20 protein-coding genes and 2 pseudogenes are annotated in these 25,062 nt (G+C 70.8%); 11 read left to right on the forward strand and 11 right to left on the reverse strand.

All coding sequences use genetic code 11. The features are described from left to right. Positions 1–2 precede the first annotated feature (2 nt). Positions 3–848, reverse strand: a complete 846-nt coding sequence (locus ACIQ7Q_RS02830; protein ID WP_403856403.1) for a TetR/AcrR family transcriptional regulator — start codon at positions 846–848, stop codon at positions 3–5. Continuing rightward, positions 778–1,485: a zinc-binding dehydrogenase gene (locus ACIQ7Q_RS02835; RefSeq protein WP_403855565.1), complete on the reverse strand. Its 708-nt coding sequence runs from the start codon at positions 1,483–1,485 to the stop codon at positions 778–780. Before ACIQ7Q_RS02835 ends, ACIQ7Q_RS02830 begins: the two co-directional genes overlap by 71 nt. On the opposite strand from ACIQ7Q_RS02835, the pseudogene ACIQ7Q_RS02840 reads away from it, so the two are divergent. Then, a pseudogene (locus tag ACIQ7Q_RS02840) lies at positions 1,451–2,122 on the forward strand (DUF234 domain-containing protein); the annotation flags it as partial. The gene ACIQ7Q_RS02835 and the pseudogene ACIQ7Q_RS02840 sit on opposite strands and share 35 nt — an antisense overlap. A 67-nt stretch (positions 2,123–2,189) precedes the next feature. Here ACIQ7Q_RS02840 and ACIQ7Q_RS02845 read toward each other — a convergent pair. After that, positions 2,190–2,423 (reverse strand): annotated as a pseudogene (locus ACIQ7Q_RS02845) (helix-turn-helix transcriptional regulator); the annotation flags it as partial. A gap of 103 nt (positions 2,424–2,526) precedes the next feature. Here ACIQ7Q_RS02845 and ACIQ7Q_RS02850 point away from each other — a divergent pair. Both ACIQ7Q_RS02850 and ACIQ7Q_RS02855 read left to right on the forward strand, forming a co-directional pair. Further along, positions 2,527–3,222, forward strand: a complete 696-nt coding sequence (locus ACIQ7Q_RS02850; RefSeq protein WP_403855567.1) for an alpha/beta fold hydrolase — start codon at positions 2,527–2,529, stop codon at positions 3,220–3,222. A 352-nt stretch (positions 3,223–3,574) separates the two neighbouring features. Beyond that, complete coding sequence (locus ACIQ7Q_RS02855) at positions 3,575–4,273, forward strand: HAD family hydrolase (RefSeq protein ID WP_403856405.1); 699 nt, start codon at positions 3,575–3,577, stop codon at positions 4,271–4,273. Between the two features lie 110 nt (positions 4,274–4,383). Here the strand turns inward: ACIQ7Q_RS02855 and ACIQ7Q_RS02860 are convergent, their stop codons facing one another. Then, positions 4,384–5,514 (reverse strand): threonine synthase, encoded by a 1,131-nt coding sequence (locus tag ACIQ7Q_RS02860; protein WP_403855569.1) that lies wholly within the window; start codon positions 5,512–5,514, stop codon positions 4,384–4,386. A gap of 192 nt (positions 5,515–5,706) precedes the next feature. On the opposite strand from ACIQ7Q_RS02860, the gene ACIQ7Q_RS02865 reads away from it, so the two are divergent. After that, a complete protein-coding gene (locus tag ACIQ7Q_RS02865; RefSeq protein WP_403855571.1) occupies positions 5,707–7,284 on the forward strand; it encodes a S8 family peptidase in 1,578 nt (525 codons plus the stop codon). 234 nt (positions 7,285–7,518) lie between these two features. Here the strand turns inward: ACIQ7Q_RS02865 and ACIQ7Q_RS02870 are convergent, their stop codons facing one another. Then, positions 7,519–8,931, reverse strand: coding sequence for a glycoside hydrolase family 18 protein (locus ACIQ7Q_RS02870; protein WP_403855573.1), 1,413 nt, complete (start codon positions 8,929–8,931; stop codon positions 7,519–7,521). A 239-nt stretch (positions 8,932–9,170) separates the two neighbouring features. On the opposite strand from ACIQ7Q_RS02870, the gene ACIQ7Q_RS02875 reads away from it, so the two are divergent. From ACIQ7Q_RS02875 to ACIQ7Q_RS02895, 5 genes are all read left to right on the forward strand, one after another. Next, a complete protein-coding gene (locus ACIQ7Q_RS02875; protein ID WP_403855575.1) occupies positions 9,171–9,923 on the forward strand; it encodes a GntR family transcriptional regulator in 753 nt (250 codons plus the stop codon). Positions 9,924–10,282: 359 nt separating this feature from the next. Continuing rightward, positions 10,283–10,462 (forward strand): SPOR domain-containing protein, encoded by a 180-nt coding sequence (locus tag ACIQ7Q_RS02880; RefSeq protein ID WP_403855577.1) that lies wholly within the window; start codon positions 10,283–10,285, stop codon positions 10,460–10,462. A gap of 79 nt (positions 10,463–10,541) precedes the next feature. Continuing rightward, complete coding sequence (locus ACIQ7Q_RS02885) at positions 10,542–10,961, forward strand: (deoxy)nucleoside triphosphate pyrophosphohydrolase (protein ID WP_403855579.1); 420 nt, start codon at positions 10,542–10,544, stop codon at positions 10,959–10,961. A 124-nt stretch (positions 10,962–11,085) separates the two neighbouring features. Then, entirely contained in the window at positions 11,086–11,502 is a 417-nt protein-coding gene (locus tag ACIQ7Q_RS02890) for an ATP-binding protein (protein ID WP_403855581.1), read from the forward strand. 142 nt (positions 11,503–11,644) lie between these two features. Continuing rightward, complete coding sequence (locus tag ACIQ7Q_RS02895; RefSeq protein ID WP_403855583.1) at positions 11,645–14,230, forward strand: SpoIIE family protein phosphatase; 2,586 nt, start codon at positions 11,645–11,647, stop codon at positions 14,228–14,230. Positions 14,231–14,288: 58 nt separating this feature from the next. Here the strand turns inward: ACIQ7Q_RS02895 and ACIQ7Q_RS02900 are convergent, their stop codons facing one another. Both ACIQ7Q_RS02900 and ACIQ7Q_RS02905 read right to left on the reverse strand, forming a co-directional pair. Beyond that, on the reverse strand, positions 14,289–14,999 hold the full coding sequence (locus ACIQ7Q_RS02900) for a PspA/IM30 family protein (RefSeq protein ID WP_403855585.1): 711 nt from the start codon (positions 14,997–14,999) through the stop codon (positions 14,289–14,291). 40 nt (positions 15,000–15,039) lie between these two features. After that, complete coding sequence (locus ACIQ7Q_RS02905) at positions 15,040–17,124, reverse strand: TPM domain-containing protein (RefSeq protein WP_403856407.1); 2,085 nt, start codon at positions 17,122–17,124, stop codon at positions 15,040–15,042. 85 nt (positions 17,125–17,209) lie between these two features. Here ACIQ7Q_RS02905 and ACIQ7Q_RS02910 point away from each other — a divergent pair, with 85 nt between their 5' ends. Beyond that, positions 17,210–18,301 (forward strand): hypothetical protein, encoded by a 1,092-nt coding sequence (locus ACIQ7Q_RS02910; RefSeq protein ID WP_403855587.1) that lies wholly within the window; start codon positions 17,210–17,212, stop codon positions 18,299–18,301. 154 nt (positions 18,302–18,455) lie between these two features. Here the strand turns inward: ACIQ7Q_RS02910 and ACIQ7Q_RS02915 are convergent, their stop codons facing one another. The 4 genes from ACIQ7Q_RS02915 to ACIQ7Q_RS02930 all read right to left on the reverse strand — a co-directional run bounded on the left by ACIQ7Q_RS02915 (position 18,456) and on the right by ACIQ7Q_RS02930 (position 22,311). Beyond that, a complete protein-coding gene (locus tag ACIQ7Q_RS02915; RefSeq protein WP_403855589.1) occupies positions 18,456–19,226 on the reverse strand; it encodes a succinate dehydrogenase/fumarate reductase iron-sulfur subunit in 771 nt (256 codons plus the stop codon). Further along, positions 19,223–21,148: a fumarate reductase/succinate dehydrogenase flavoprotein subunit gene (locus ACIQ7Q_RS02920; protein WP_403855591.1), complete on the reverse strand. Its 1,926-nt coding sequence runs from the start codon at positions 21,146–21,148 to the stop codon at positions 19,223–19,225. The genes ACIQ7Q_RS02915 and ACIQ7Q_RS02920 overlap by 4 nt, the downstream gene beginning before the upstream one ends. Positions 21,149–21,161: 13 nt before the next feature. Further along, the gene (locus tag ACIQ7Q_RS02925) at positions 21,162–21,983 is read right to left on the reverse strand and encodes a hypothetical protein (protein WP_403855593.1); all 822 of its coding nucleotides are present in this window, start codon (positions 21,981–21,983) and stop codon (positions 21,162–21,164) included. Between the two features lie 88 nt (positions 21,984–22,071). Continuing rightward, entirely contained in the window at positions 22,072–22,311 is a 240-nt protein-coding gene (locus ACIQ7Q_RS02930; RefSeq protein ID WP_403855595.1) for a hypothetical protein, read from the reverse strand. Between the two features lie 318 nt (positions 22,312–22,629). Here ACIQ7Q_RS02930 and ACIQ7Q_RS02935 point away from each other — a divergent pair, with 318 nt between their 5' ends. Continuing rightward, a complete protein-coding gene (locus ACIQ7Q_RS02935) occupies positions 22,630–24,987 on the forward strand; it encodes an ABC transporter family substrate-binding protein (protein WP_403855597.1) in 2,358 nt (785 codons plus the stop codon). Positions 24,988–25,062: the final 75 nt, after the last annotated feature.

Below are 25,062 nucleotides of genomic sequence, written 5' to 3' on the forward strand. Positions count from 1 at the left end.
GGTCATGGGCAGCCAGTCGGGCAGTTCGAGCAGGGCGGTGTCCCCCTGGGAGAGGGCGGCGGCGCCATGTCCGAGCACGTAGGCGAGCCCGAAGCTGATGTAGGCCGCAAAGTTGTCGACCTCAGCTGTGGGGCGCGTGGCGGCGGACTTGGGGGGCAACGGCGTGGTGGCGGCGTTGGTGGACAAGGCGGATACCTCCGGGGTTCTGGACTCGAAGCAAGCTCACGGTTGTGAACTTGTGCGTGGCGTCTGGTGGTGTCTGGTGGTTGTCCGCATGGGTTCGGGAACGGCGGGCTGTGCCAGGGGTCGGGCCAAAGGTCGTGCCAAGGCGTGACAGCGAGGCCACGAAGGGGCGTAGGAGATCGGCGGGCCGGCGGAAGGCGTGGGGTGAGGTCGCCGAACACGGCGCGGTAGCGCTCGGGGTGGGTGTCGGCGAAGTCGAGACAGGCGATACAGGCGGCGTGCAGACGCTCTTCGGCGTCGTCGCCGGCGTCATCCACGGCGGTCCTGAGCCGGCCGGACAGGTCGGCGAAGGCTTCGCGGACCACGGCGAGCAGGATGGCCGGCCGTCCGGGGAAGTGCCGGTGGATCGAGGGAGCGGCGATCCCTGCCGCCCCAGCCACAGCGCGCAAGGTGACGGCCCGTTGGTCACCGCGGTCGAGGAGGCCGGTCGCGGCGGCCAGGATGTCGGCCCTCCGTCGGTCACCCTCGCCTCGGCGGTTCCGCGAACGGAGCGGATGGCGGGGCGACGGCGCGTCGGCGGCCCGGGGTGCCGCGTCACGTTCCAGGGACGATGACGACCTTCCCGGCGACGGTGCGGGACTCAGCGAGCGCGAGAGCCGAGGCAGCCTCGGTCAGCGGGATCCGCTTGGCGATCTGTGGGATGAGGGAGCCGTCGGCCACCAGGCGCAGCACCTGGATGAGGTCTTCGTTCATCCGCTGCTGCCAGGACGCCTGGCGGCGGCGCTTGCCGGCCCAGAAGTTGTAGAAGTGTGCGCTCTTGCCGTTGGGCAGGGAGTTCCACGCCGCCAGCCGTGCGAACAGCTTCAGCACCGGCAGCCGCGAGTTGCCTTCCTCGTCCTTGGTGGCCGCGGTGCCGTAGGAGACCAGCGTTCCGCCCCGGCGCAGCAGCTGCCACGACTGCTCCACTCCTGCGCCGCCGACGTGGTCGAAGACCGCGTCCACGCCGTCCCGCGCGATCTCCCGGATCCTCGCGTACAGGTCCGGGTCGCGGTAGTCGACCGGGATCGCGCCCAGTTCACGGACCAGCGTGTGGTGGCGTGGTGACGCCGTGCCGATCACCGTGATTCCGGCGTGGCGGGCCAGCTGTACGAGGGTGGAGCCCACGCCGCCGTTGGCGCCGAGCACGACGATGATCTGGCCGGTGGGGACTTTGACGGTGCGGTGCAGCATCTGCCAGGCGGTGATGCCGTTGACGAGCACGGTCTCCGCGGCGGCCGCGTCCACTGCGTCCGGTACGGGCATCAGGTCCGCGGTGTCGATCAGCAGGTGGCTGGCCCACGCTCGTGCAGCCGGCGGGATCGGGGCCACGCCGCTGCAGCGAGCTCTGGAGCTGCTTACGGACAAACGGATCGTCGCTGGAGAGCTGCCTGTATCGCTGCGTCCGTCGAAGGATCGCCGCTACCGGGTGGCAGATCCTTACCTGCGGTTCTGGCTGCACCTGCTGGGCCCGTCCATGGAGGAGATCGAGCGGGGGCGGGGCGATCTCACGTTGGCGCGGATCCGGGAGAATTGGACCACCTGGCGCGGCCGGGCCATCGAGCCTCTCGTCCGCGAGGCCCTGGCGCGGATACTGCCCGACGACCGGCTGCCCGCGGCCCCCGCAGTGGGCGGCTACTGGACCCGCACCAACGACGACGAGATCGACGTCGTCGGGGCGGACCGCGCGCCCATTGCCAAGGATCTGCTCTTCCTCGGCTCCATCAAATGGCTGGAGCAGTCGCCCTTCGACCGGCACGACCTGGCAGCCCTCCATCGACACCGGGCCGCCCTCACCGACGAACCCGTTCCGGTCGTAGCGGTCTCGCGCAGTGGAGTCGACTGTCCGGGGCTCGATGCCACCTATGGCCCCGGCGATCTGCTGACCGCTTGGCCGCTGTGAGTGGCGCCATCCTCGGCCTCTTGCCGGCGCTGTTGCGTAGCGTTGGCGGCTCCGAGCCCTCGCGTAGCTGTGTAGTGCACGGGCGGCAGTCGCGTCCCGCGCCGCAGCCGGTAGCCGCCGTGCGGCCCCGGGCCGACTCCACGGGGATGCCGGCCTCGTGGAGGATGCCGATGTACCGGCGCGCGGCCCGCTCGGCGACGTCCAGCCGCACGGCGAGCTCGCCCGCCGTCGTGCGTGGGCGGGTCTGGAGGATCTCGAGGGTGCGCAGCGCGCGGGCGGGGCGGCTGAGGTCGGTCGGCACCCGAGCAGGCCAGGCAGTCCCCCGGACATACCCGGAAGTGGATTGTCCGGAACTGGCCCTACGGTGACTCCCATTGCCGAGCTCTGGAGAAAGGGAGCTGACCGTGGACATCCTGCTCATCGGCGGCCTGTGGCTGGACGGATCCGTATGGGACGAGGTTGCGTCCGCCCTCGAGCGCCGCGGCCACCGCGCCGTACCGCTCACGCTTCCGGGCCAGGGCGACGGTGACGCGTCCGCCACGCTCGACGACCAGGTGGCGGCGGTGCTCGCAGCCGTCGACTCGTCGGCCGGGAAGCCCCTCGTCGTAGGCCACTCCGCCGCCTGCACCCTCGCCTGGCTGGCCGCCGACGCGCGGCCGGAGCAGATCGCCGGGGTCGTCCTCATCGGCGGCGTCCCCAACCCCGACGGCGAGACCTACGCCGACTTCTTCGAGATGAAGGACGGCGCCATGCCCTTCCCGGGCTGGGGCCCGTTCGAGGGCCCGGACGCGGCCGACCTCGACGAGGCGGCCAGGCGGCGCTTCGCGTCCGCCGCGATCCCGGTGCCCGAGGGCGTGGCGAAGGGAGCGGTGCGGCTGGCGGACGAGCGGCGGTTCGACGTCCCGGTGGTGCTGGTGTGCCCGGAGTTCACGCCATCCCAGGCAAGGGAGTGGATCTCCGCCGGCGACGTGCCCGAGCTGGCCAAGGCCAAGCATGTCGATTACGTCGACATCGATTCGGGCCACTGGCCGATGGTCACCGAGCCGGCCGAACTCGCCCGCCTCCTCGCCTCGGCGGCATCGGCGCCTCCCCGGCCGTGACACCGTTCCCGACTCCCGGCGAGCGGCCGGGGGGAGACGTGAGAGAGGGAGCGAAGCGACGTTGTCCGACGAGGTTCTACCCACCGGCCAACGATCCTCCGCGGTCGCCGGCGGACGGCCTCGCGTCCTGGTCGTCGGCGGCAAGCCGGGGCATCTGCCCAAGGCCCGGGAACTCGGTCCGGACGTCGTTCGCGCCCAGTTCCCGGACGAGTACGACCGCGGCCACTGGCCCTACGTCGATCAGGCGCTGCTGCTCGACTACGGCGAACGTCGCCGTGGGCAGCAGCCCGGACGCCTGAGCCGGCAAGGACGCCTTCGGGCGGCGCTGCCCGGTGTTGGCATGATCGGGCCCATGAGCAGCGAACCCACCCGGCCCGGCGCCAAGAAATATGTCCTCTTCGACGTCGACGGCACGCTGGTCGACGCCCTTGCCAACCAGCGGCGCGTCTGGCGCACTTGGGCGGAGCGGTACGGACTGGACGCCGACGAGGTCCACCGGGTCGCACTGCGGACGCGGCCCGTCGAGACCTTCGCAGTCGTCGCTCCCGACCGGGATCCGCGGGAGTGCCTGGCCGCGTTGCACGAACTGGAGGACGAGGACGTCCGGACGGGCGTGTACGCGGCCTTCGACGGCGCCGCCGAGTTGTTGAACGCGCTGCCGCACCGCGCGTGGGCGCTGGTGACGTCGAACTACGAGCACCGGGTGCGGGGCCGGTTCGCCCGGACCGGTCTGCCGGTGCCGACGGTGGTCGTCGACGCTTCCGCCGTGTCCGAGGGCAAGCCGTCGCCCGAGCCCTACCTGCTGGCCGCGCAGCGCCTCGGCGCGGAGCCGCGTGACTGCCTCGTCGTCGAGGACGCTCCCTCCGGGGTGACGTCCGGGCTGCGGGCCGGCATGACGGTGTGGGGCGTCAACGCCGCCACACCCGTGGACGGGGTGCACCGTCACTTCCGCACCCTGCGCGACGCGGTCCGGGACATCGGCGCCTTCGCATCCGGACCGCACGGCACCCGGCCACGGGCATCTGGGTCGGCCGGCCTGGCGGGCACGTGATCCACCCGGCCCGGTGCGACCGGCGCGACGCCCTCAAGTGCCGCCGCAGGAACGGGATTCCAGCACTGGCTGCGCGCTCGATGCCAACGGGAGCCGTCGGCGGCCACGGCTCACGGCGCCAGGCCCGTCTTCAGCCCCGCCCCGCACAGCGGCACCACGGCCGTGCGGTCGGTCCAGGTGCCTGCCGCCGCCCAGCACGCCACTCCCGTCGACTCGACGAAGAGCCCTCGGGCGGCCAGGTCCCGCTGCGCGGCCCGGAGCTCGTCCTCGGTCACGGTCAGGAACGTGCCGCCCCACTCCCGAACAGCCCGCAGGATCTGCCGCGCCCGCGGCGGGTTCGGGATGGCGATGCCCTCGGCGAGTGTCGGGGCGGCGGGGGTCGGAGCGGCGGGGGTCGGGGCGGCAGGAGGCGCGGCGAGAAGCCCGTCCGCGCCCGCGCGGAACGCCGCCGCGAGCGGCGACACCGCCTGTGCCTGGACGGCGATCAACTGGGGGCGTGAGTCGATCAGTCCGTGCGTGTGCAGTTCGGTCAGTGCCTGCGCCGCGCCGAGCAGCAGGGTGCCGTTGCCGACGGGGACGACGATCGCCTCGGGCAGCCGGCCTCCCAGGTCCTCCCACATCTCGTAGACATACGTCTTCGTCCCGTGGAGGAAGTACGGGTTGTAGACGTGGCTTGCGTAGAAGACCCCGGGCAGATCGGCTGCCGCGCGGGCGGCGTCGGCGGTGGCCTCGCGGTCGCCGGGGACGAGTTCCAGCCGCGCGCCGTGCGCCTGGATCTGCTCGAGCTTCTTGGCGGAGGTGGCCTCGGGGACGTACACGGTGCAGTCCAGTCGGGCCCGCGCGCAGTACGCGGCGACGGCCGTGCCCGCGTTCCCGCTGCTGTCCGCGATCACCCGTGCGATCACGCCCTGCGCCTCGAGCCGGCGGGCGAGTTCGGCCAGCATGACCGCGCCGCGGTCCTTGAAGGACAGCGTCGGCGTCAGGAAGTCGAGCTTCGCGGAGACGGTCCCAGTGAGCGGGACGAGCGGTGTGCGGCCCTCGCCGAGGGAGGTCGCGGGCGCGGAGAGCGGCAGCGCCTCCTCGTACCTCCACAGTGAATTCACCCTGCCCGGAAGGGCGGTGAGAGGTACGGGCGAGGCGGTGAAGTCGAGGTCCCAGGGCCCGCGGCAGTGCGGGCAGCACCAGGTGGCAGAATCGACCGGCGAGATGGTCCCGCACCCGGGGCAGTGGTAAGTCGTCATGATCCGCCAGCATGGCAGTCGTGTGGCGTGCCCGTTACGTGCGGGTCGGGCCTCTTGTGTGATTCCTATGGATCGGTCAATCTTTTCGCTCGACGGGCGCACGCACATGACGCGGACTTGGAGCCGCGGAATTGGCATGCTCCTGTCGTTGACCCCCACAGCAACGCACCACCTATGAGGAGGACCCCTCACATGTCTGTGATGCGTGACTCGCGGCGAAGACTCGCCGCGGCCAGCGCCATAGCCGTCGCCGCGCTTGCGCTCGGCACCGCCTACGCCCTTCCGGCCACAGCGGTCGAGCCTGCGCCGCAAGGCGTCATCGAGAACGCGGGTGTGCCCGGAGCCATCAAGGGCAGCTACATCGTCACGCTCGACGAGTCCGCGGCCGACGCGGATTCCAGGGCGGGCAAGCGGCTCGCGGCGAAGTACGGCGCGAAGGTCAAGAAGACGTACACCGCCGCGCTGAACGGTTACTCCGTCGAGCTCTCCGAGGCGCAGGCGAAGAAGTTCGCCGCGGACCCGGCCGTCGAGTCCGTCGTGCAGAACCGCGTCTTCAAGATCTCTGGCTCGCAGCCGAACCCGCCCTCCTGGGGCCTGGACCGGATCGACCAGAAGGCGCTGCCGCTGAACCAGAACTACCTCTACCCCGACAGCGCGGGTGAGGGTGTCACCGCGTACATCATCGACACCGGTGTGCGCATCTCCCACAGCGACTTCGGCGGCCGGGCGTTCAACGGCTACGACGCCATCGACAACGACAACACGGCGCAGGACGGCAACGGCCACGGCACGCACGTCGCCGGCACGGTCGCGGGATCCGCGCACGGCGTGGCCAAGAAGGCCAAGATCGTCGGCGTCCGTGTGCTGAACAACCAGGGCTCCGGCACCACCGAGCAGGTCGTCGCCGGCATCGACTGGGTGACGCAGAACGCCGTGAAGCCGGCTGTCGCCAACATGAGCCTCGGCGGCGGCATCGACTCCGCCCTCGACACAGCGGTGCGCAACTCCATCGCCTCCGGCATCACCTACGCGGTCGCCGCGGGCAACGACGGCTCCAACGCCTCCAACTACTCGCCCGCCCGAGTCTCCGAGGCCATCACCGTCGGCTCCACCACCAGCTCCGACGCGCGCTCGAGCTTCTCCAACTACGGCAGCGTGCTGGACATCTTCGCCCCGGGCTCGTCGATCAAGTCCGCCTGGAACACCGGCGACACGGCGACGAACACCATCTCCGGCACCTCGATGGCCACCCCGCACGTCGCCGGTGCGGCCGCGATCTACCTGGGACAGAACAAGACCGCGACGCCCGCCCAGGTCTCCACCGCCCTGACGACCGCCGCCACCAGCGGTGTCGTGGGCAACCCGGGCTCCGGCTCCCCGAACCGCCTGCTGTACGTCGGTGACGGCGGCAGCACCGAGCCGCCCGGCGACAGGTTCGAGAACACCGCGGACTACGCCATCAACGACCGCGCCACCGTCGAGTCGCCGATCACCGTCAGCGGTGTCACGGGCAACGCACCGACGGACCTTCGCGTGCCGGTCGACATCAAGCACACCTACATCGGTGACCTGCGGATCGACCTGGTCGCCCCTGACGGCTCCGTGTACAACCTCAAGGCGTACGGGTCCGGCGGCAGCGTGGACAACGTGATCACCACCTACTCGGTGAACGCGTCCTCCGAGACCGCCAACGGCACGTGGAAGCTGCGGGTCAGCGACAACGCGTCGTGGGACACCGGCAAGATCGACTCGTGGGCGCTTCAGTTCTGAACGCGCGTTACACGAAGCGAAGTGGTGAGCACGAGCCGGTAACCGGCTGAGCATCACAGGGGGGCGGCCGCCACGCGGCCGCCCCCTACGGCTTTCTGTCCACGCGCGGCGGCTGAGTGGCACCGGCAGGCACCTGACCCGCCCCCGGGTGACGCCCCGGCTCCCGGGCCGCCCCTCCCGGCCGCCACCCGGGCCGCGTCCCCACCCCTCCCGGCCGGGCCGCGGTCCTGCCGGTCAGCGGCGGTTCAGCCCCCTGTCCACGGCGGTCATCAGCTCGCCGTCCGCGGTGTCCCCGTCGAGCGACCAGAACATCGCGCCGCCAAGGCCCCTCTCGCGGACGTACGAGGTCTTGGCGCGCAGCACCTGCGGGTCGTCGTACGTCCACAGGGTGGTGCCGTCGAAGAGCCACGCGTGACCGTTCCGCCGGTCCCGGTGGAGCGTGTACGTGCCGGAGTCGGCGAGCTTCTTGAGGGCCTTGTAGTCCTCGTAGCCGGCCGCCCAGGTCGCCGGGGCCGGGCCTGCGGCCGGCTGGCCGAGGCCGTTGCCGCCGCCGGTCACGCCCGTCCAGCCCTGGCCGTAGAAGGGCATGCCGACCACCAGCTTGCGGGCCGGTGCGCCGCGCCGGATCCAGTCGCGAACGGTCTGGTCGACGCTGAAGTCCCCTCGGGCGTGGAGCGCGGACTGCTGGGCGGTGGTCTTCTCGCCCGACACGTGGAAGTCGTAGCCCTGGAGGTTGACGAAGTCGAAGTCCCGCATGAGCCGGGGGACGTCGAACCCCGCGTCGATCTTGGCAGGTGAGGTCGGTACGAACGCCGAGAGCTCGTAGTGCCTACGCTTGCCTCCCCGCTCCTTCTCCTGCGACTGCGCGTACGCGTCCAGTTGGGTGCGGAACTCGCGCACCAGCGCCGTGAAGTTCTTCTTGTCCTCGGGCCGGTACACGGTGTCCGTGTCGCCCTCCGAGCCCGGCCACTCCCAGTCGATGTCGATGCCGTCGAACAGGCCTGCCGCCGCGCCCTCGCCGCCGCGTGCCCCGTCGACCGGCAGGTTCCCCTTGATGTAGAGGTCGATGCAGGAGGAGACGAGCGCCTTGCGGGACTCGGGCGTCCGTGCGGCGTCCGAGAAGTGGGTGGACCAGCTCCAACCGCCCAGTGAGATGAGCACCTTGAGGCCCGGATGCTTGGCCTTGAGCTCGCCAAGCTGGTTGAAGTTGCCGGCGAGCGGCTGCTCGGCGGTGTCGGCGACGCCGTCGACCGAGTCTGCGGCGTCCAGCGGACGGGCGTAGTCGGCCCAGGCGTCGGCCTCGCCCGGGAGGCTGCCGGTGAAGCACCGGCCCTCGGCGTTCACGTTGCCGAAGGCGTAGTTGATATGGGTGAGCTTGGCGGCCTGACCGCTGCTGTCCATGTCCTTCACCTGGAAGTCCCGGCCGTAGACGCCCCACTGGGTGAAGTAGCCGACGCGCTTGTACGACTGCTTCGGGTGGTGGCCGTGACCGTGGCCGCTGCCGTGAGGCTCCGCCTGGGCGGTGCCGGCGGTGCCGGTCGGAGGGGCGGGGGCGGCGGTCGTGGCGGCCGCGACGGGTGCGAGGGTGGCGACGAGCGAGAGCGAGCAGACGGCAACAGCCGTCCGGACAAAGGTTCTTCGACGCATCGGACTCATTCCTGTGCGCGTACCGGAAACGGGTTCCGTGGGCGGTGTCGTGTGCGCAGGAACGTATTGGTATGGACCATTGAGGGTCAAGGGGTGGGGCGAACCGGCCGGTCTTACCGGTGGTAAACCTCTGCTCACCGGCAAATCATCACTTCGAGTGAAACTTTGGCCTCTACTTGCGGTCGGCAACCGTCGGTTGCGACGCTGTCGCAGTCTGTCAACCTGTTGGGGAGTGGCCAGTGACATTCGGTGAGCAGCCCGCCTATCTGCGCGTTGCGAGCGATCTCCGCGAGAAGATCGTGAACGGCTCGCTGCCGCCGCACACCCGCCTCCCCTCCCAGGCCCGCATCCGCGAGGAGTACGGCGTCTCCGACACGGTCGCCCTCGAAGCCCGCAAGGTCCTGATGGCGGAGGGTCTGGTGGAGGGCCGCTCCGGGTCCGGGACGTATGTGCGTGAAAGGCCGGTGCCGCGCAGGGTCGCCCGCTCCGGCTTCCGGCCGTCGTCCGGGGCAAGCCCGTTCCGGCAGGAGCAGGCGGAGGAGGGTGCCCGGGGGAGCTGGGAGTCCAGCAGTGAGCAGGAGCTGGCCGCTCCCGAGGTGGCCGCCCGCCTCGGCGTCAAGCCCGGCGACCGGGTGATGCGCACCCGCTATGTGTTCCGTGACGCGGGCGAGGCGATGATGCTCTCCACATCCTGGGAGCCCCTCGAAGTCACCGGCCGCACACCGGTCATGCTTCCCGAGGAGGGGCCGCTCGGCGGATGTGGCGTCGTCGAGCGGATGGCCGCCATCGACGTCGTCGTGGACAACGTCGTGGAAGAGGTCGGTGCCCGGCCCGGCCTCGCGGAGGAGCTGCTGGCGCTCGGCGGCGTCCCGGGCCATGTGGTGATGGTCGTCGAGCGGACGTACTACGCCTCGGGCCGGGCCGTCGAGACCGCGGACGTCGTCGTGCCGGCGGACCGCTACCGCGTCGCGTACCACCTGCCGGTGAAGTGACCGGCGGGCGGGCAGGCCGTCCGAGCCCCCGCTTGCCTCACAGGTTTCCCGAGCGGCGCCTCGATCAGCTTCCCGGCGGACTCACCGCCTGACCGCCCTGATCCGATCCCCACCGCCCCCGGATCGCCTTCCTCTCCCGCATGCCCGTCGCCGCGATCGCGCCTGCCGGGGCGCCGAGCGCGCGCCCGGCGCATCTCGGGCAGGAATGGGGTGGATTCGGCCTGATGTGCCGCGCTCTTCTACCTCTTTGTGAAAACCCGTATCCGCTGCGTAAATGCCAGGCGTAGGCTTCGGCATATGCGTAATGCGGTTTCCTGGCGATCGTTACGGACAGTCAAGCCGGACGAGGGAGGGGCACGATGACCGACAGCGGCTCGATGCTTCCATGGCTCGTCATACGGCAGGACGACAACGGCAACTGCTACCGCGTCGGCAGGTACGCCACGAAGGACGAGGCGCAGAAGATAGCGGACACTCTCGACGGCCGCGGTCACAAGCAGCTCTACTGGGTCGAACGGATCGGTCGGCCTGCCCGCTGAAAGGTCGGACCGGTGGGCCGTCGAGAGATCGGCCGGAGGGCTTTTCCCGGGCGATCCGCCGCGCAGTACGCTCCGCCGCATGACTGATCGCGTGGTGGTCGTGGCCGGAGCCGTGTACGACAAGGGGCGGCTCCTCGCCGCGCGGCGCAGTGCGCCCGAGGATCTCGCCGGCCGCTGGGAGCTCCCGGGCGGCAAGCTGGAGCCGGGGGAGAGCCCCGAGCAGGCGCTGGTGCGCGAGCTGCGCGAGGAACTGGGCATCGAGACGGAGCCGGTGGAGCGCCTCCCCGGCGAGTGGCCTCTGAAGCCCGGTTACGTACTGCGGGTGTGGACGGTCCGGCTGCTGTCCGGTGACCCCAGGCCGCTCCAGGACCACGACGCGCTGCGCTGGCTTGCGCCCGGCGAGCTGGACGACGTCGACTGGCTCGAGCAGGACCGGCCCGCGGTGGCCGAGTGGGCGCGTCGCCGAGGTGGAACCTCGCCCGAGGGCGTGCGCCGGTGAGATGTGCGCCGTTCGAGCCCCGGTGCATCCATTGAGGTCCGAGTGCGGTAACCCAGCGCCAAAGTAGGGTATGTGCCCACTAACCGCCCGAAACAGGACGAGGGTCCGCTGGTGGTCTGGGGAAGTGATCGGCGTGATCGGCACCAAAGGCGAATGCGTCGAGTGGAGCTTTCCGGCCGAGCCCGATGTGGTGCGCACAGCCCGCCATGCCGTCCGCGACACCTTGAGAGAGTGGGGAGTGGACCCGTCGGTCGGCGATGTGACAGTGCTCCTGGTCAGTGAGCTCGTGACCAATTCCCAGCGGTACACCCCCGGCCCCATCGGCGTCCGGCTGTTCCGTCAGGACGGCAACGGCGCCGCCCCTGTTCTGCGGGTCGAGGTCTCCGATCCGCTTCCGGATCCGCCTGTCGCACGGTCCGCCCACTCCGAGGACGAGAGCGGACGCGGACTGCAGCTGGTGGCCTGTTCCGCTCGGCGCTGGGGCACGCGGCGGGGCAGGACGGGCAAGACCGTGTGGTTCGAGCTGCCTCTCTCTGGTTAGAAGGGGGGAGGGACGACGATCACAGGCGGCTCAAAATGAACGAGACCTCTCTGTGATCGTGAACGCCGTGCCGGTGGGGGCCGTAGTGCTGAATACTGCGGTCATGGCCGGTCCGGTGCGGTGAGCTGGAGGGGACGGTCGCGTGAGCGAAATACCTGAGACGGCGAGCGATGTCGTGTGGCAGAGCAGCCCGCCCGGCTCGATCTATGACTACATCAAGGTGGCGTCCTTCTCGATCGGCCGTGACGGCCTGGTCGACCAGTGGAGCCACCGAGCCGTGGAGCTGTTCGGCATCACTGCCGACGAGGTCAGGGGCAAGGACCCGGTCGAGGCCTTCATGCCGGCGGAGCTTCGCCCGAGAGGTCACCGCAAGGTCGCGGAGATCCTCGACGGCAAGGAGTGGACGGGACTCGTCCCCTTCCGGATGCCGGGAGGACGCCGGGCGCACGGCCTCGCCGAGGTCTATGTGATGCCCAGCCGGACGCCTCAGGGTGAACAAGCCGCGCTCTGCATCGTCGTCGACGTGCGCGCACTGCGAAGGATCGAGACCGATCTCGCCGCTTCGCAGGCCATTTTCGGTCAATCTCCCTTCGGGTTCCTGCTCTTCGGTACCGATCTCACCGTGCAGCGCGCCAACCAGCGTTTCGCCACCGTCTTCGGAGGCGCCGCGGACGACCACAGAGGGCGCACCGTCCACGACTACCTCTCCCGCCCGGAAGCCGAGCGGATGAACGCCGCCCTGCGCAGAGTGCTGGAGACCGGCGAGTCCGTCACCGACCTGCAGCTCGTCGGGGCGCCCCCGGGCAGCACGGACCGCAGGCACTGGTCGATCAACCTCTACCGCGTGCACGGCGGTTCCGGCCGGCCCGTCGGCGTCGCCGGTCTCGGCACCGATGTCACACGCCGTCATATCGCCGCCCGTGAAGCCGCGAACGCCCGCCGCAACCTCGCACTCCTCAACGAGGCGAGCGCGCGCATCGGCAACTCCCTCGATCTGGAAACCACTGCCCGCGAACTCCTCGACGTCGCCGTCCCGGGCTTCTGCGATCTCGCCTCCGTCGACCTCTACCAGGGGCTGCTCACCGGCGACGAGGCCCCGCCGGGACAGTGGGGGTCCGCCCGCGCGGAGGGCTTCGGGGGAGGCAGCGCCGAACTGCGCCGGGTCGCCTTCGCCAGCGCCGTCTCGGACGGTCCGCTGGTGACCACCCCGGGCTGCGCGCCCGAAGGGGCCGCCCCGACCGCCGTCGGCGAGGTCCACCGCTACCCGTTCAACTCGCCCTGCGCCGGAGCCCTGCGCACCGCGAGTGTCCGCTCCATCCCCGGCGAGGAGGGCAGCCTCGTCCAGTCGACCCTGGCCGTGCCGATGGTCGCGCACGACACGGTCGTCGGACTGGTGCAGTTCTCCAGGACCAAGGGCAGCGAGCCCTTCGGGGAGCGGGACCGGGCGCTCGCCGTCGAGCTCGCCGCCCGCGCCGCAGTCTGCATCGACAACGCCCGCCTGTACCGCAGGGAGCACGAGCGCGCGCTCATCCTGCAGCGCAGCCTGCTGCCGCCCGGCGACCCGGAGGCCGCCGGCCTCGACATCGCCTGCCGCTACCTGCCGGGCACCACCGCCACGGAGGTGGGCGGCGACTGGTTCGACGTCATAGAACTGCCCGGTCACCGCACCGCGCTGGTCGTCGGCGATGTGATGGGCCGCGGACTGCGAGCCGCCGTCGCCATGGGCGAACTGCGCACCGCCGTGCGGACCTTGGCGCTGTTGGACCTCGAACCGGCGGAAGTGCTGTCCGCACTCGACGAGATCGCCCGCGGCCTCGGCAGCCCCGCCAAGAGCGGCCGCTCCGGAGGCGGCGGCGCCCAGGTCCCTTCGCGGGTCGCCCACAAGTCCCGCGAGGCAGACCTCTCCGAGGTCTATCTCGCCACCTGCGTCTACGCCGTCTACGACCCGGTCACCCGTCGCTGCACCTTCGCCAATGCCGGCCATCTGCCACCCGTGCTCGTCGAACCCGGCGAGGAAGCGCTGCTGCTGGACGTGCCTCCCGGGATGCCGCTCGGAGTGGGTGGCGAGCCCTTCGAGGAGGTGGAGGTCGAACTCGCCGAGGGCGCGCTTCTCGCGCTCTACACCGACGGCCTGGTCGAGTCCCGCGAGCATCCGCTCGACGAGGGACTGCGCGCCTTCCGCACCGCGCTCACCGATCCCGTGCGCCCCCTCGAGGACGTCTGCGACCACGTGCTGGGCACGCTCGAGACCAGGCACGGCGAGGACGACATCGCGCTGCTGATGGCCCGCATACAGGGCCTGCCCGCAGATGCCGTCGGAGACTGGCGGCTGCCGCGCGAGCCCCGCTCCGTGGGCCGGGCCCGCGAGCTGGCCCGCACCCAGCTGATCAGCTGGGATCTCGAAGCCCTCATCGACACCGTCGAACTGCTGGTCAGCGAACTCGTCACCAACGCGCTGCGCTACGGCGAGGGCGAGATCCGGCTGCGGCTGCTGCGGGACCGGACCCTCGTCTGCGAGGTATGGGACGCGGGCCTCGTCCAGCCCAGACGCCGCCGCGCCCGCGACACGGACGAGGGCGGCCGGGGCCTGCAACTGGTCGGGCTGCTGAGCGCGGCGTGGGGCTCGCGGAGGACGCCGCGCGGCAAGACGGTCTGGTTCGAGCTGGCGCTGCCGGACGGGGAGGGGTCGGCGGAACCGACGGTGGAGCAGCTGCTGAGCATGTTCTGACGCCGGCGGACGCGGCCGCTGCGGGGAGGAGAGAACGCCCCGCGGCGCGGGACCGTCGCTATGCCGCCTTGAGCGCCGCCAGCCTCGCCTCGATCTCCGCGTCGTCGCTCGCGTCGTCCAGCTGCTCGAACTGCGCGTCCAACGACGACGCCGCGAGCTCCTGTTTGCCCATCGCCCGCGCCTCCTCGCGTCGCACCTTGTCCTCGAAGCGGTGCAGTTCGCTGGTCGGGTCGAGGACGTCGATGCTTTTCACGGCGTCCATCATCCGGTTCTGCGCCGCGGCGGACTTCGCACGCGCGACCAGCTCGTCCCGCTTCGACTGCAGCTCGCCGAGCTTTGCCCTCATCTGCTCAAGGCCCGACTTGAGCTTGTCGACGACAACCGTCTGGGAGGCGATCGTCGGCTCCGTGGTCTTCGCCTCCTGCTCGGCCCGCAGCTGTCTGCCCAGCGCCACCTTTGCCAGGTTGTCGAACCTGTCGGCGTCCGCCGTCCGCTCCGAGCCGCGCAGCTCGTCCGCCTTCCTGCTGGCCGCCAGCGCCTTGGCGCCCCACTCCTGGGCCGCCTCCACGTCCTCCTGGTGGTCCTGCTCCATGAGGCGCAGATTGCCGATGGTGCTCGCCACCGCCCCTTCCGCCTCGGCGATGTTGTTCGTGTAGTCGCGGATCAACTGGTCGAGCATCAACTGCGGATCCTCGGCCTGGTCCAGCAGGGCGTTGATGTTCGCCTTCGCCAGCTGGGCGACCCGCCCGAGAACGGTCTGCTTGGTCATGCCATCGCTCCTTGAACGCCCATCGGAAACAGGACCTGCGTCAGAATCGGCCGCCGCCCATCCGGCCACGTGTACCCCCGCCGCCGAAGCTGCCGGGCCCGCCGCCGAAACCACCACCCCCGAAACCGCCGCCGCCGCTGCTTCCCCCGCCGCCGAACATTCCGCCGAGGATGATCCCGCCGAGCACCGCGCCCCCGAGACCGCCACCCCCCGCGCCTCCCACTCCCGTTGCACCGCCCGGCCCGAACGGGTTCCCGAATCCGCGCACGTCGTGCTCCGCCAGGCTCTGCGCCTGCTGCGCCAGCCAGTCCGCGCGCTGCGCCTCCGCCAGCGCGGCCTGCGGATCGGATCCGGCCCCGTCCTCCCCGGCCAGCGCCTCCGCACGTTGCAGCCGCCGTTGTGCCTCCGCCAGCCGGGTCCGGGCCTCGCTGCCGACGGCACCGCGGTGCGTGGTGATGAAGTCGGCGGCGGCTCCCGTGCCGGAGCGGGCGGCGAGCATCGCCCGCTCCAGCAGAACCCGGGCACGCCGCGCACCCTGCTCGTTCTCCCGTGCCCCGCCCAGTGCCTCGTCCAGGCCGGCATCGGCCTGCTCCACCCGGCGCAGGGCGTCGATGGGGTCGTACGGCCCCGCCTCCATCGTGCCGCGCACCTCGGCGACCACGGTCTCCGCCCGCGCGATCCGGCCCTGGAGCGTGGCGGTCGACGTGCCTTCCTCCGTGCCCTTGAGCAGTCCGCGCGCCTCCGCCAGGTCCGTCTCCGTCTCGGTCAGCGCGCCCGGCAGCTTCCCCGCCGCCTCCGCCAACTCCTGCGCCCGCCGGTCCACCGCCTCGACGAGCCGGGCCGCCTGGGCGACGGCCCCCTCCGCGGCCCGTACCTGAACGGCCGCCGCGCCGTTGTCCTCCGACGCGATCGCCTCCCGGGCCCGGTCGAGGCCGGCCGCCGCGAAGCCCAGCCGGTCCTTGGCCTGCTCCACATCGCTCGCGACGGGCGCCGCAGCCGAGGGGGCGTACCGCTCGCGCATCACGCCGAGCGTCGCCTCCGCGCTGACGATCCGGCCGTTCACGTCGCCGAAGGCGGCCTGGGCCGCGGCCAGTGCCTGCGGCGCGTTCCGCTCCAGGTCCCGCAGCCGGTCGAAGTCCTCGGACTCGGCGTCGAGCCGGCGATTGGCCTCGGAGCAGCGGGCGACGATCTCGTCGAGCATCCTGCGGCGGGTGGCGTCGTCCTCGGGGTATGCGTCGTCCAGTTGCTGCCGCAGCCGGAACGCGGCGGTCAGCTCGTTCCTGGCCTGCGCCACCGCCTCGGTGAACGGTTTCGCCGCCTCGTCGCCGAACTGCGCCGCGGCGAAACCCAGTTCCTCCTGACTGGTGCGCACCGCGTCGTCCGTGTCCACCAGAGCCTGCCGGGCCTTCGCGTCGAGCTCGGGGAGCGGTGTCCGCTCCGGCACCCCCCAGCCCTCCTGGCCGCCCTGCGGTGTGGTGCGGGTAGCCGTGCGCCGCTTGCGTCGGGTGTACGCGTAGACGGCGATCGCGCCGGCGCCGCCGAGCACCGCGATCGGCAGTACGAGGTCGCCCGCGCCCGTCCCGGCACCGCTGCCCGCGCCCGGGTCGGCCTCCCCGGGCGTGATGTTCACCATGGGTACGGGCTCGCCGGCCAGCACAGCGCCGTAACCGTCCGCCGCCCCGATGGCAGCGCCCGCCCAGTCGTTCGCCCGCAGCGCGGGCTCCACCGCCATGGCGGCGACCTCCGCGAGTTGTGCGTCGGTCAGGCGTGAGGCGTCGTCCACCCAGTAGGCGTACTGCCGGTCGCGGGTTGCCACAGCGAGCAGGACGTCGCTCTGCCCGAGCCCGTTCCTGTCCGCGGTCGCCACCGCCCACTGCTGCGCGGAGCGGCCGGAGAAGTCGGTCACGTACACGACGAAGAGCTGCAGCCGCTGCTCCTGGTAGAGCCGGTCCAGGGCCCGGGTCACCTGTGCCTGGCGGTCGTCCAGAGCCCCGGCGCGGTCGGTGATCTGGCCCTGACGGGAGAGGTCCACCGGGTCGTCGGCGCCGGCGCCCGCGGCGGCGGGCACGAACAGCCACCATGCCGCCGCCATCGCGACGAGGAGGACCCGGGTGGCTGTTCGCATCACATTTCGGAGGCTAAGTCGCGCTCTGTCCCGCCGCGACCGGACTCCGCGGAACCGCGGGCGCCCCGGCGCGGTCTTGCGTCCCATGGGGATCAACAACGGAGCAGGATCAGGCACGCGGCCGCGGGACCTGGGGCGTGCGGTCGTACGGAGCCTGCGGAGCCGAAGGCTGAAGTGGCCCAAGAGGGTCGCCCTCGCGCTGGCGCTGCTCCTGCTGGTCCCGCCGCTCGCCGGGGCCGTGGCACTGCGCTTCAGCTACGCGGGCGACCTCGAGGACGGCACCCGCACGCGCGGCAAGGACGCGATATGGCTCGGGCACGCCTGGGTCGACGGCCGCAAGAAGGACGCCGATGTCGTCGCCTTCGCCGAGCAGATCCGGGGTACCGGGATCAAGGACCTGTACGTGCACACAGGACCGCTCGAGCACGACGGAACGCTGCCGGCCGACCGCCACCCCCGTGCACGGTGGCTGATCGACGCGGTGCACCGCGAGATGCCGGGCATCCGCATCCAGGCCTGGCTGGGCGACGTGCTCGCGACCGAGGGGCCGAACGGACTCCACCTGGACGACGAGAAGTCACGGGCATCGGTGGTGGCCTCCGCCCGGCAGATCCTCGACGCCGGTTTCGAGGGCGTCCACTTCGACCTCGAACCGCTGCTCTCCGGTGACCGCGACTATCTGTCGCTGCTCGACGATCTGCGCGAGCTGACCCGGAGCCGCAAGGCGCAGCTGTCGATCGCGGCGCACCAGATCGACCCCCTGCCGGCCGCGCACAGCGTGAACGGCGCGATCACCGGCCGCCAGAAGTGGTGGTCGCAGCAGTTCTTCGGCGAGGTGGCGCGGCGGGTCGACCAGATCGCCGTCATGTCCTACGACACCTGGATGCCGCTGGAGAGTCTCTACGGCGGCTATGTCGCGCAGCAGACCACACTGGCGCTCGAGGTCACACCGGAGAGCACCGATCTGCTGATGGGGCTGCCGTTCTTCCACGAGGACGACTGGGGCCATCACGAGAACGCGGAGACGGTCGCGGCAGCGGTCCGCGGCACCCGGCTCGGCCTCGGACGCACCGACCGCGAGCGCGAGCGGTTCGGGGTCGCGCTGTATGTGGACTTCGCGGCGCTCGACAAGGACTGGGCGGCGTACCGGGAAGGCTGGTGCCGACTCCCGAGTTAGGCGGATCCGCGCCGGATCCGCCGGACGGACCGGGCGACCGAGCTGCCGCCGAGCGCCCAGGGCACGCGCGCTCCGGCGGCAGCTCCAGCTCTACGTCAACGTCCCCGAGACGGTCCTCCGCTGAACGGCGGGGCGGACCGGCGGCCCGGAACGATCACCCCTCCCGGCGCTTGATCTTGTTGCCCAGCCACACCAGCGGGTCGTACTTGCGGTCGGCGGCCCGCTCCTTCAGCGGGATCAGCGCATTGTCCGTGATCTTGATGCCTTCGGGGCACACCTCCGTGCAGCATTTGGTGATGTTGCAGTAACCGAGTCCGTGCTCGTCCTGAGCGGTCGTTCTGCGGTCCAGGCCCGTTTCGGAGGCCGAGTCCAGGGGGTGCATGTCCAGCTCGGCCACCCGCATCAGGAAGCGCGGTCCGGCGAACGTCGTCTTGTTCTCCTCGTGGTCCCGCACCACATGGCAGGTGTCCTGGCACAGGAAGCACTCGATGCACTTGCGGAACTCCTGCGACCGCTCCACGTCGATCTGCTGCATCCGGTAGTCCCCGGCCGCGACGCCCGAGGGCGGCACGAACGACGGGATCTCCCTGGCCTTCGCGTAGTTGAAGGAGACGTCGGTGACCAGGTCCCGGACCACGGGGAACGCGCGGAGCGGGGTGACCGTGATCGTCTCGTCCCGCGAGAAGACCGACATCCGCGTCATGCACAGCAGACGCGGCCGGCCGTTGATCTCCGCGCTGCACGAACCGCATTTGCCGGCCTTGCAGTTCCAGCGAACCGCAAGATCGGACGCCTGGGTGGCCTGCAGGCGGTGGATGATGTCGAGGACGACCTCTCCGTCGTTCACCTCGACGGTGAAGTCCTCCAGGCCGCCTCCGCCCTGGTCGCCCCGCCAGACCCTGAAGTGGGCTTGGTACGCACTCACTCGGTCAGCTCCTCTTCGGCGAGGTACTTGACCAGCTCTTCCTTCTCGAAGAGGCCGAGCAGGTCGGGACGGATGGGTTCGGTCGTCGTCCGCTCGAGTTCGATCTGGGCGTCCGCCGGATCGGCGGTCGCGGGGTCGCCCGGCTCCTTGAGCCGGCACACCAGGTTGACCCGGCGCCATTCGCGTTCCATGCCGGGGAAGTCCTCACGGGTGTGGCCGCCGCGGCTCTCCGTGCGCTCGAGCGCCGCACGCGCGATGCACTCGCTGACGAGCAGCATGTTCCGCAGGTCCAGCGAGAGGTGCCAGCCGGGGTTGAACTGCCGATGGCCCTCGACCCCGGCCCGGCCCGCCCGTGCGCGCAGCTCGGCCAGCTTCTCCAGGGCCTGCTCCATCTCGCCCGCGCGCCGGATGATGCCGACCAGGTCGTTCATCGTCTGCTGCAGTTCCTGGTGGAGCGTGTACGGGTTCTCCGGCGCCGTCCCGTCCGTCGGGCCCTCCGCGCTGAACGGGCGCAGCGCCTCCGCCGCGGCCGCGTCGACCTGTGCCTCGTCGACGGCCGGGCGTGCGGTGAGCCGCTGGGCGTACTCGGCCGCGTGGAGTCCGGCCCGGCGGCCGAAGACGAGCAGGTCGGACAGGGAGTTCCCGCCGAGGCGGTTGGAGCCGTGCATGCCCCCCGCGACCTCACCGGCCGCGAACAGTCCGGGGACGCCGAGCGCGGTGGCCGTGTCCGATTCGACGGCGATGCCGCCCATCACGTAATGGCAGGTGGGGCCGACCTCCATGGCCTCCGCCGTGATGTCCACGTCGGCCAGTTCCTTGAACTGGTGGTACATCGACGGCAGCCGACGCCGGATGACGTCGGCCGGCATCCGCGTGGAGACGTCCAGGAACACTCCGCCGTGCGGGGAGCCGCGGCCCGCCTTGACCTCGGCGTTGATGGCCCGCGCGACCTCGTCACGAGGCAGCAGTTCGGGGGGCCTGCGGTTGTTGTCCGGGTCGTCGTACCAGCGGTCGCCCTCGTCCTCCGACTGCGCGTACTTCTCCTTGAACACGTCGGGGACGTAGTCGAACATGAACCGCTTGCCCTCGGAGTTGCGCAGCACTCCGCCGTCGCCGCGCACCGACTCGGTGACGAGGATGCCCTTCACGGAAGGCGGCCAGACCATCCCGGTCGGATGGAACTGCACGAACTCCATGTTCAGCAGCGGTGCACCGGCGAGCAGCGCCAGCGCGTGCCCGTCGCCGGTGTACTCCCAGGAGTTGGAGGTCACCTTGAAGGACTTGCCGATCCCGCCGGTCGCCAGGACGACGGACGGGGCCTCGAGGACGAAGAAGCGGCCGGACTCCCGCTCGTAGCAGAAGACGCCGGAGACGCTGCCGTCCTTCTTGAGCACCCTGGTGACCGTGCACTCCTGGAAGACCTTCAAACCGGCTTCGTAGTCGCCGAGGTCGCGTTTGTCCTCCTGCTGCAGTGCGACGATCTTCTGCTGGAGGGTGCGGATCAGTTCGAGGCCGGTGCGGTCGCCGACGTGCGCCAGGCGGGGGTACTCGTGGCCGCCGAAGTTGCGCTGGGAGATCCGGCCGTCCGCAGTGCGGTCGAAGAGGGCGCCCCAGGTCTCCAGTTCCCACACCCGGTCCGGCGCTTCGCGGGCGTGCAGCTCTGCCATCCGCCACTGGTTGAGGAACTTCCCGCCGCGCATCGTGTCGCGGAAGTGCACCTGCCAGTTGTCACCCTGGTTCACATTGCCCATGGAGGCGGCGATACCGCCCTCCGCCATGACCGTGTGCGCCTTGCCGAACAGGGACTTGCAGATCACCGCCGTACGCGCGCCCCGCTCGCGCGCCTCGATGGCGGCGCGCAGGCCCGCGCCGCCCGCGCCCACCACGACGACGTCCCACTGCTGCCGTTCGAGCTCAGTCATCAGGACCTTCCATCTAGAACAGCCTCGGATCGTCGAAGGCGCCGGACGCGACGAGATAGACGTAGAAGTCGGCGAGCGCGACGCTGAACAGCGACGCCCATGCGAGCTGCATGTGGCGGGCGTTCAGCTTGCCGACCCAGCCCCACAGCCGGTAGCGCACAGGGTGCTTGGAGAAGTGCCGCAGTCTGCCGCCGATGATGTGCCGGCAGGAGTGGCAGGAGATGGTGTACGCCCAGATCAGCACGATGTTGATCAGGAAGACGATCGTGCCGAGGCCCATGTGGCCCCACGCGTAGTGCTCGTCGCGGAAGGCGAGCACGGTGTCGTAGGTGAGGATCCCGGCGACCGGCAGGGCGGCGTAGAAGAAGTACCGGTGGATGTTCTGCATGATCAGCGGGAAGCGGGTCTCGCCGGTGTACTTCTTGTGCGGCTCGGCGACCGCGCAGGCCGGGGGCGAGGCCCAGAAGCCCCGGTAGTAGGCCTTGCGGTAGTAGTAGCAGGTCAGCCGGAAGCCGAGGGGGAAGATCAGGATCAGCAGGGCGGGGGACAGGCCCCACCAGCTGCCGAAGATCTCCCAGTTGGGGCCGGACCGCATCGGTACGCAGTTCTCGGCCAGGCAGGGCGAGTAGAACGGCGAGACGTACGGCGCCGCGTAGTAGTCGGCGTTCGCGAACGCGCGCCACGTCGAGTAGACGATGAAGGCGAGCAGCGCGGCGGCGGTCAGGGCCGGGGCGAGCCACCAGCGGTCCGTCCGCAGATGGCGGGGGCCGATGGCGGCGCGTGAGCCCCCGTGCACGCCCTTATTGACTTGTGGTGGTTCGGTACCTGTGGCCAACGAAGACTCCGGGTGGAGTGGGATCGGGAGGTGGGCTCCGGTGAGCCGGCCGATTGCTTACGGCCGGCTCCTGCCGTACGCGCCCCCGTCAGGGCGCGTGCCGGTCGCGGACGCCCAGTCCCTCGTCGTCCGAGTCGGTCCACAGGGCGTTGTCGTAGGGGGCGTCCGGGATGGTGACCAGCTCGGGGCGGACCGGGGGCGCCTGCACGCCGGCAGGGGCCGGCCCGGAGCCGCGGAGCTGGTCGACGGTCTGTTCCAGGTGCCCGACGCGCCGGACCAGCTCGTCGAGACGGCTCTGGATCGCCGTCAGGTCTTCTTGCTGTGACATGACTTGCCCTCACTTCCGCAGGGTGCGGTGGCATCGCTCATGCGCCTGCGAGTGTCGCGCGTCACATCCCCCCTTGTGAAGGGACGTGCAGGGATTCCCGGTGCATGCGCTGTCGCGCGCCCCTCATGGTCGTTGTCTCACTCTCCCCATTTTCGCCCTATCCGTCACGGTGCGGGGCGTTCTCGGTTCGCCCGCACGGGTGGGGTTTGCGGGCATTGCGCCGTGCCTCCGCCGCGGACCGCGCCCCGTCCACTTCAGTGAGGGGAATCGGTGTGATCATCGCTAAATTCGACAAAACAGGACGAAGAGGTACAAGCCATGTCCCAGGTCGAAGCCCCCCGCGGGCGGACATGCTCCCGAAGGCTCCGCCCCGTGGCGCTGCTTGCGAGCGGAGTGCTCGTACTGCCCGTCCTCGCCGGATGCAGCTCGGGCGAGGAGGAGAGCCGCGGCAAGCCCCCCGCCCAGGACATCGCGCCGGCGGACCGCGATCTCGTCGCCGACGGAGGCACCCTGCGCTGGGCCGTCGACACGATGCCCGCCACGCTCAACGCCTTCCAGGCCGACGCGGACGCCACCACCAACCGGATCACCGGTGCCGTGCTGCCCGCACTGTTCACACTCGACGAGAGCGGCAGGCCGCAGCGCAATCCGGACTATCTCGAATCGGCCGAGGTCGTCGATCGCGAGCCCAAGCAGGTCGTGCTCTACAAGCTCAACCAGCAGGCCGTCTGGAGCGACGGCCGGGAGATCGGCGCCGCCGACTTCCTCACCCAGTGGCGAGCACTGAGCGGAAAGGATTCTGCGTACTGGACGGCCCGCAACGCCGGGTACGACCGGATCGAGAAGATCGAGCGGGGTGCGAACGACCTCGAGGTCAAGGTCACCTTCACCAAGCCCTACGCGGACTGGCAATCCCTGTTCACACCGCTCTACCCCAAGCAGGTGACGGCGACCCCGGCGTCCTTCAACGACGGCGCCCGCGCCAAGCTCAAGGCGACGGCGGGCCCGTTCCGTATCTCGAAGATCGACCTCGAGGCGGAAACCACCACCCTGGTCCCCAACCCCCGCTGGTGGGGCAGCCGTCCCAAGCTCGACAGCCTGGTGCTGACCGCGGTGCCGCACGAGGATCGCGTCGAAGCGCTCGCCGCGGGTCGGGTGGACATGGCGGACGTCAGCGCCTCGGCGGCGGAACGTATCTCCTACGCCGTGAAGGACGCGGGACGCGGCGGCCGCCCGCTCGCCTACGGCCCCGGCGCGGACACCGCTCCCTCCGCCGCCCTCAAGTCCTGGGCGCTCGCCCATGGCTCGGACGAGGAACTGGCCGAGGCCGCACAGGAGGCCCGCAAGCGAGCGGCCGCGGCCGAGGAGAAATACGCGGCAGAGCAGTCGGCGCTGGCCAAGTACGAGGTCCGCAAGTCGCTGGAGCCCGCGTACACCCAGCTCGCGCTCAACGGCGAGTCCGGTCCGCTCGCCGACGACCGGGTACGCCGCGCGGTCGCCCGTGCCCTGGACCGCAAGGCGCTTGCAGAGACCGTACTGACACCGCTCGGTCTGCCCGCAGAGCCGCCCGGCAGCCACCTGGCGCTGGCCGGGCAGCCGGCGTACACGGACAACAGCGACGCACTCGGGAAGCAGAACACGCAGGAGGCGCAGGCGCTCCTCGCCGACGCCGGCTGGACGCCCGGCGGACTGCGCGACAAGCCGGACCCGGCAAAGGCGGGCGGCGAGGCAGGCCCGTCCGACAAGGCCAAGGACGAAGTCAAGGAGAAGGAGGAGAAGAAGGAGAAGAAGGAGGACAAGGGGCAGGCATCCGCCGGGCCGTCGGCCAAGGCGTCGGGCGCGACGTCCGAGAAGGCGTCGGAGAAGGCACCCGCCAAGGCGTCCGAGAAGAGCGCGGCGGAGAACAATGACGCCGCAGCGGACGACGGCAAGCCGGGCGACCGCGGCACGCGCATCCTCGCCCCCGGACCTGGCGCCGCTCTCCAGCGGCAGGCCCTCGAGCGCCAGGCCGCTTCGCTCGACGACGGCACGGCCGACAAGGCGGCCCCGGGCAGGGGCGGCATGGCCGGCGCCTATGCCCCGCGCGGCACCGCGGCTCCCGAGGAAGCCGCCGCGGGCGGCCCTCTCGGCAAGGACGGGAAGGCGCTCACCCTCCGCTTCGTCCTCCCCTCCGGCCCCGGTTCCGAGGTGCTGCGCTCCGTCGGCGACAAGATCGCGCAGATGCTGGACCGGATCGGCGTCCAGACCGAGATCGTCAAGGTCGAGGACGCGAGCTTCTTCAAGGACCATGTCGCCTCCGGCGACTACGACCTGGCCCTGTACTCCTGGCCTTCCAGCGCCTACCCGGCGACCGATGCGCGGCCGATCTACGCGAAGCCGAAGCCCGCCTCCGACGGTTCGCTGCTCGTCGAGCAGAACTACACCCGTGTCGGCACCGACTACATCGATCAGCTCTTCGCCCAAGCCGTCGGCGAGCTCGACTCCGAGGCCGCCCGTGACCTGATGCGCCGGGCCGATGCCCGGATCTGGGCCGCGGCCGGTTCCATCCCGCTCTTCCAGCGTCCCGAGCTGGTCGCCGTCCGCAAGCAGGTGGTCAACGCGGGCGCCTTCGGGTACGGCGACCCGCGATACCAGGACATTGGTCTCAAGAAGGCAGAGGCCGCCCCGAAGAAGTAGCCGCACCCGAAGAAACCGCAGGTCACAACCTCAGAACTGGCTCAATTTCCTTGCCCGCCGGCATCGCCGGCGGGC

This window comes from Streptomyces sp. NPDC096176, from assembly GCF_044763255.1.
Taxonomy (GTDB): domain Bacteria; phylum Actinomycetota; class Actinomycetes; order Streptomycetales; family Streptomycetaceae; genus Streptomyces.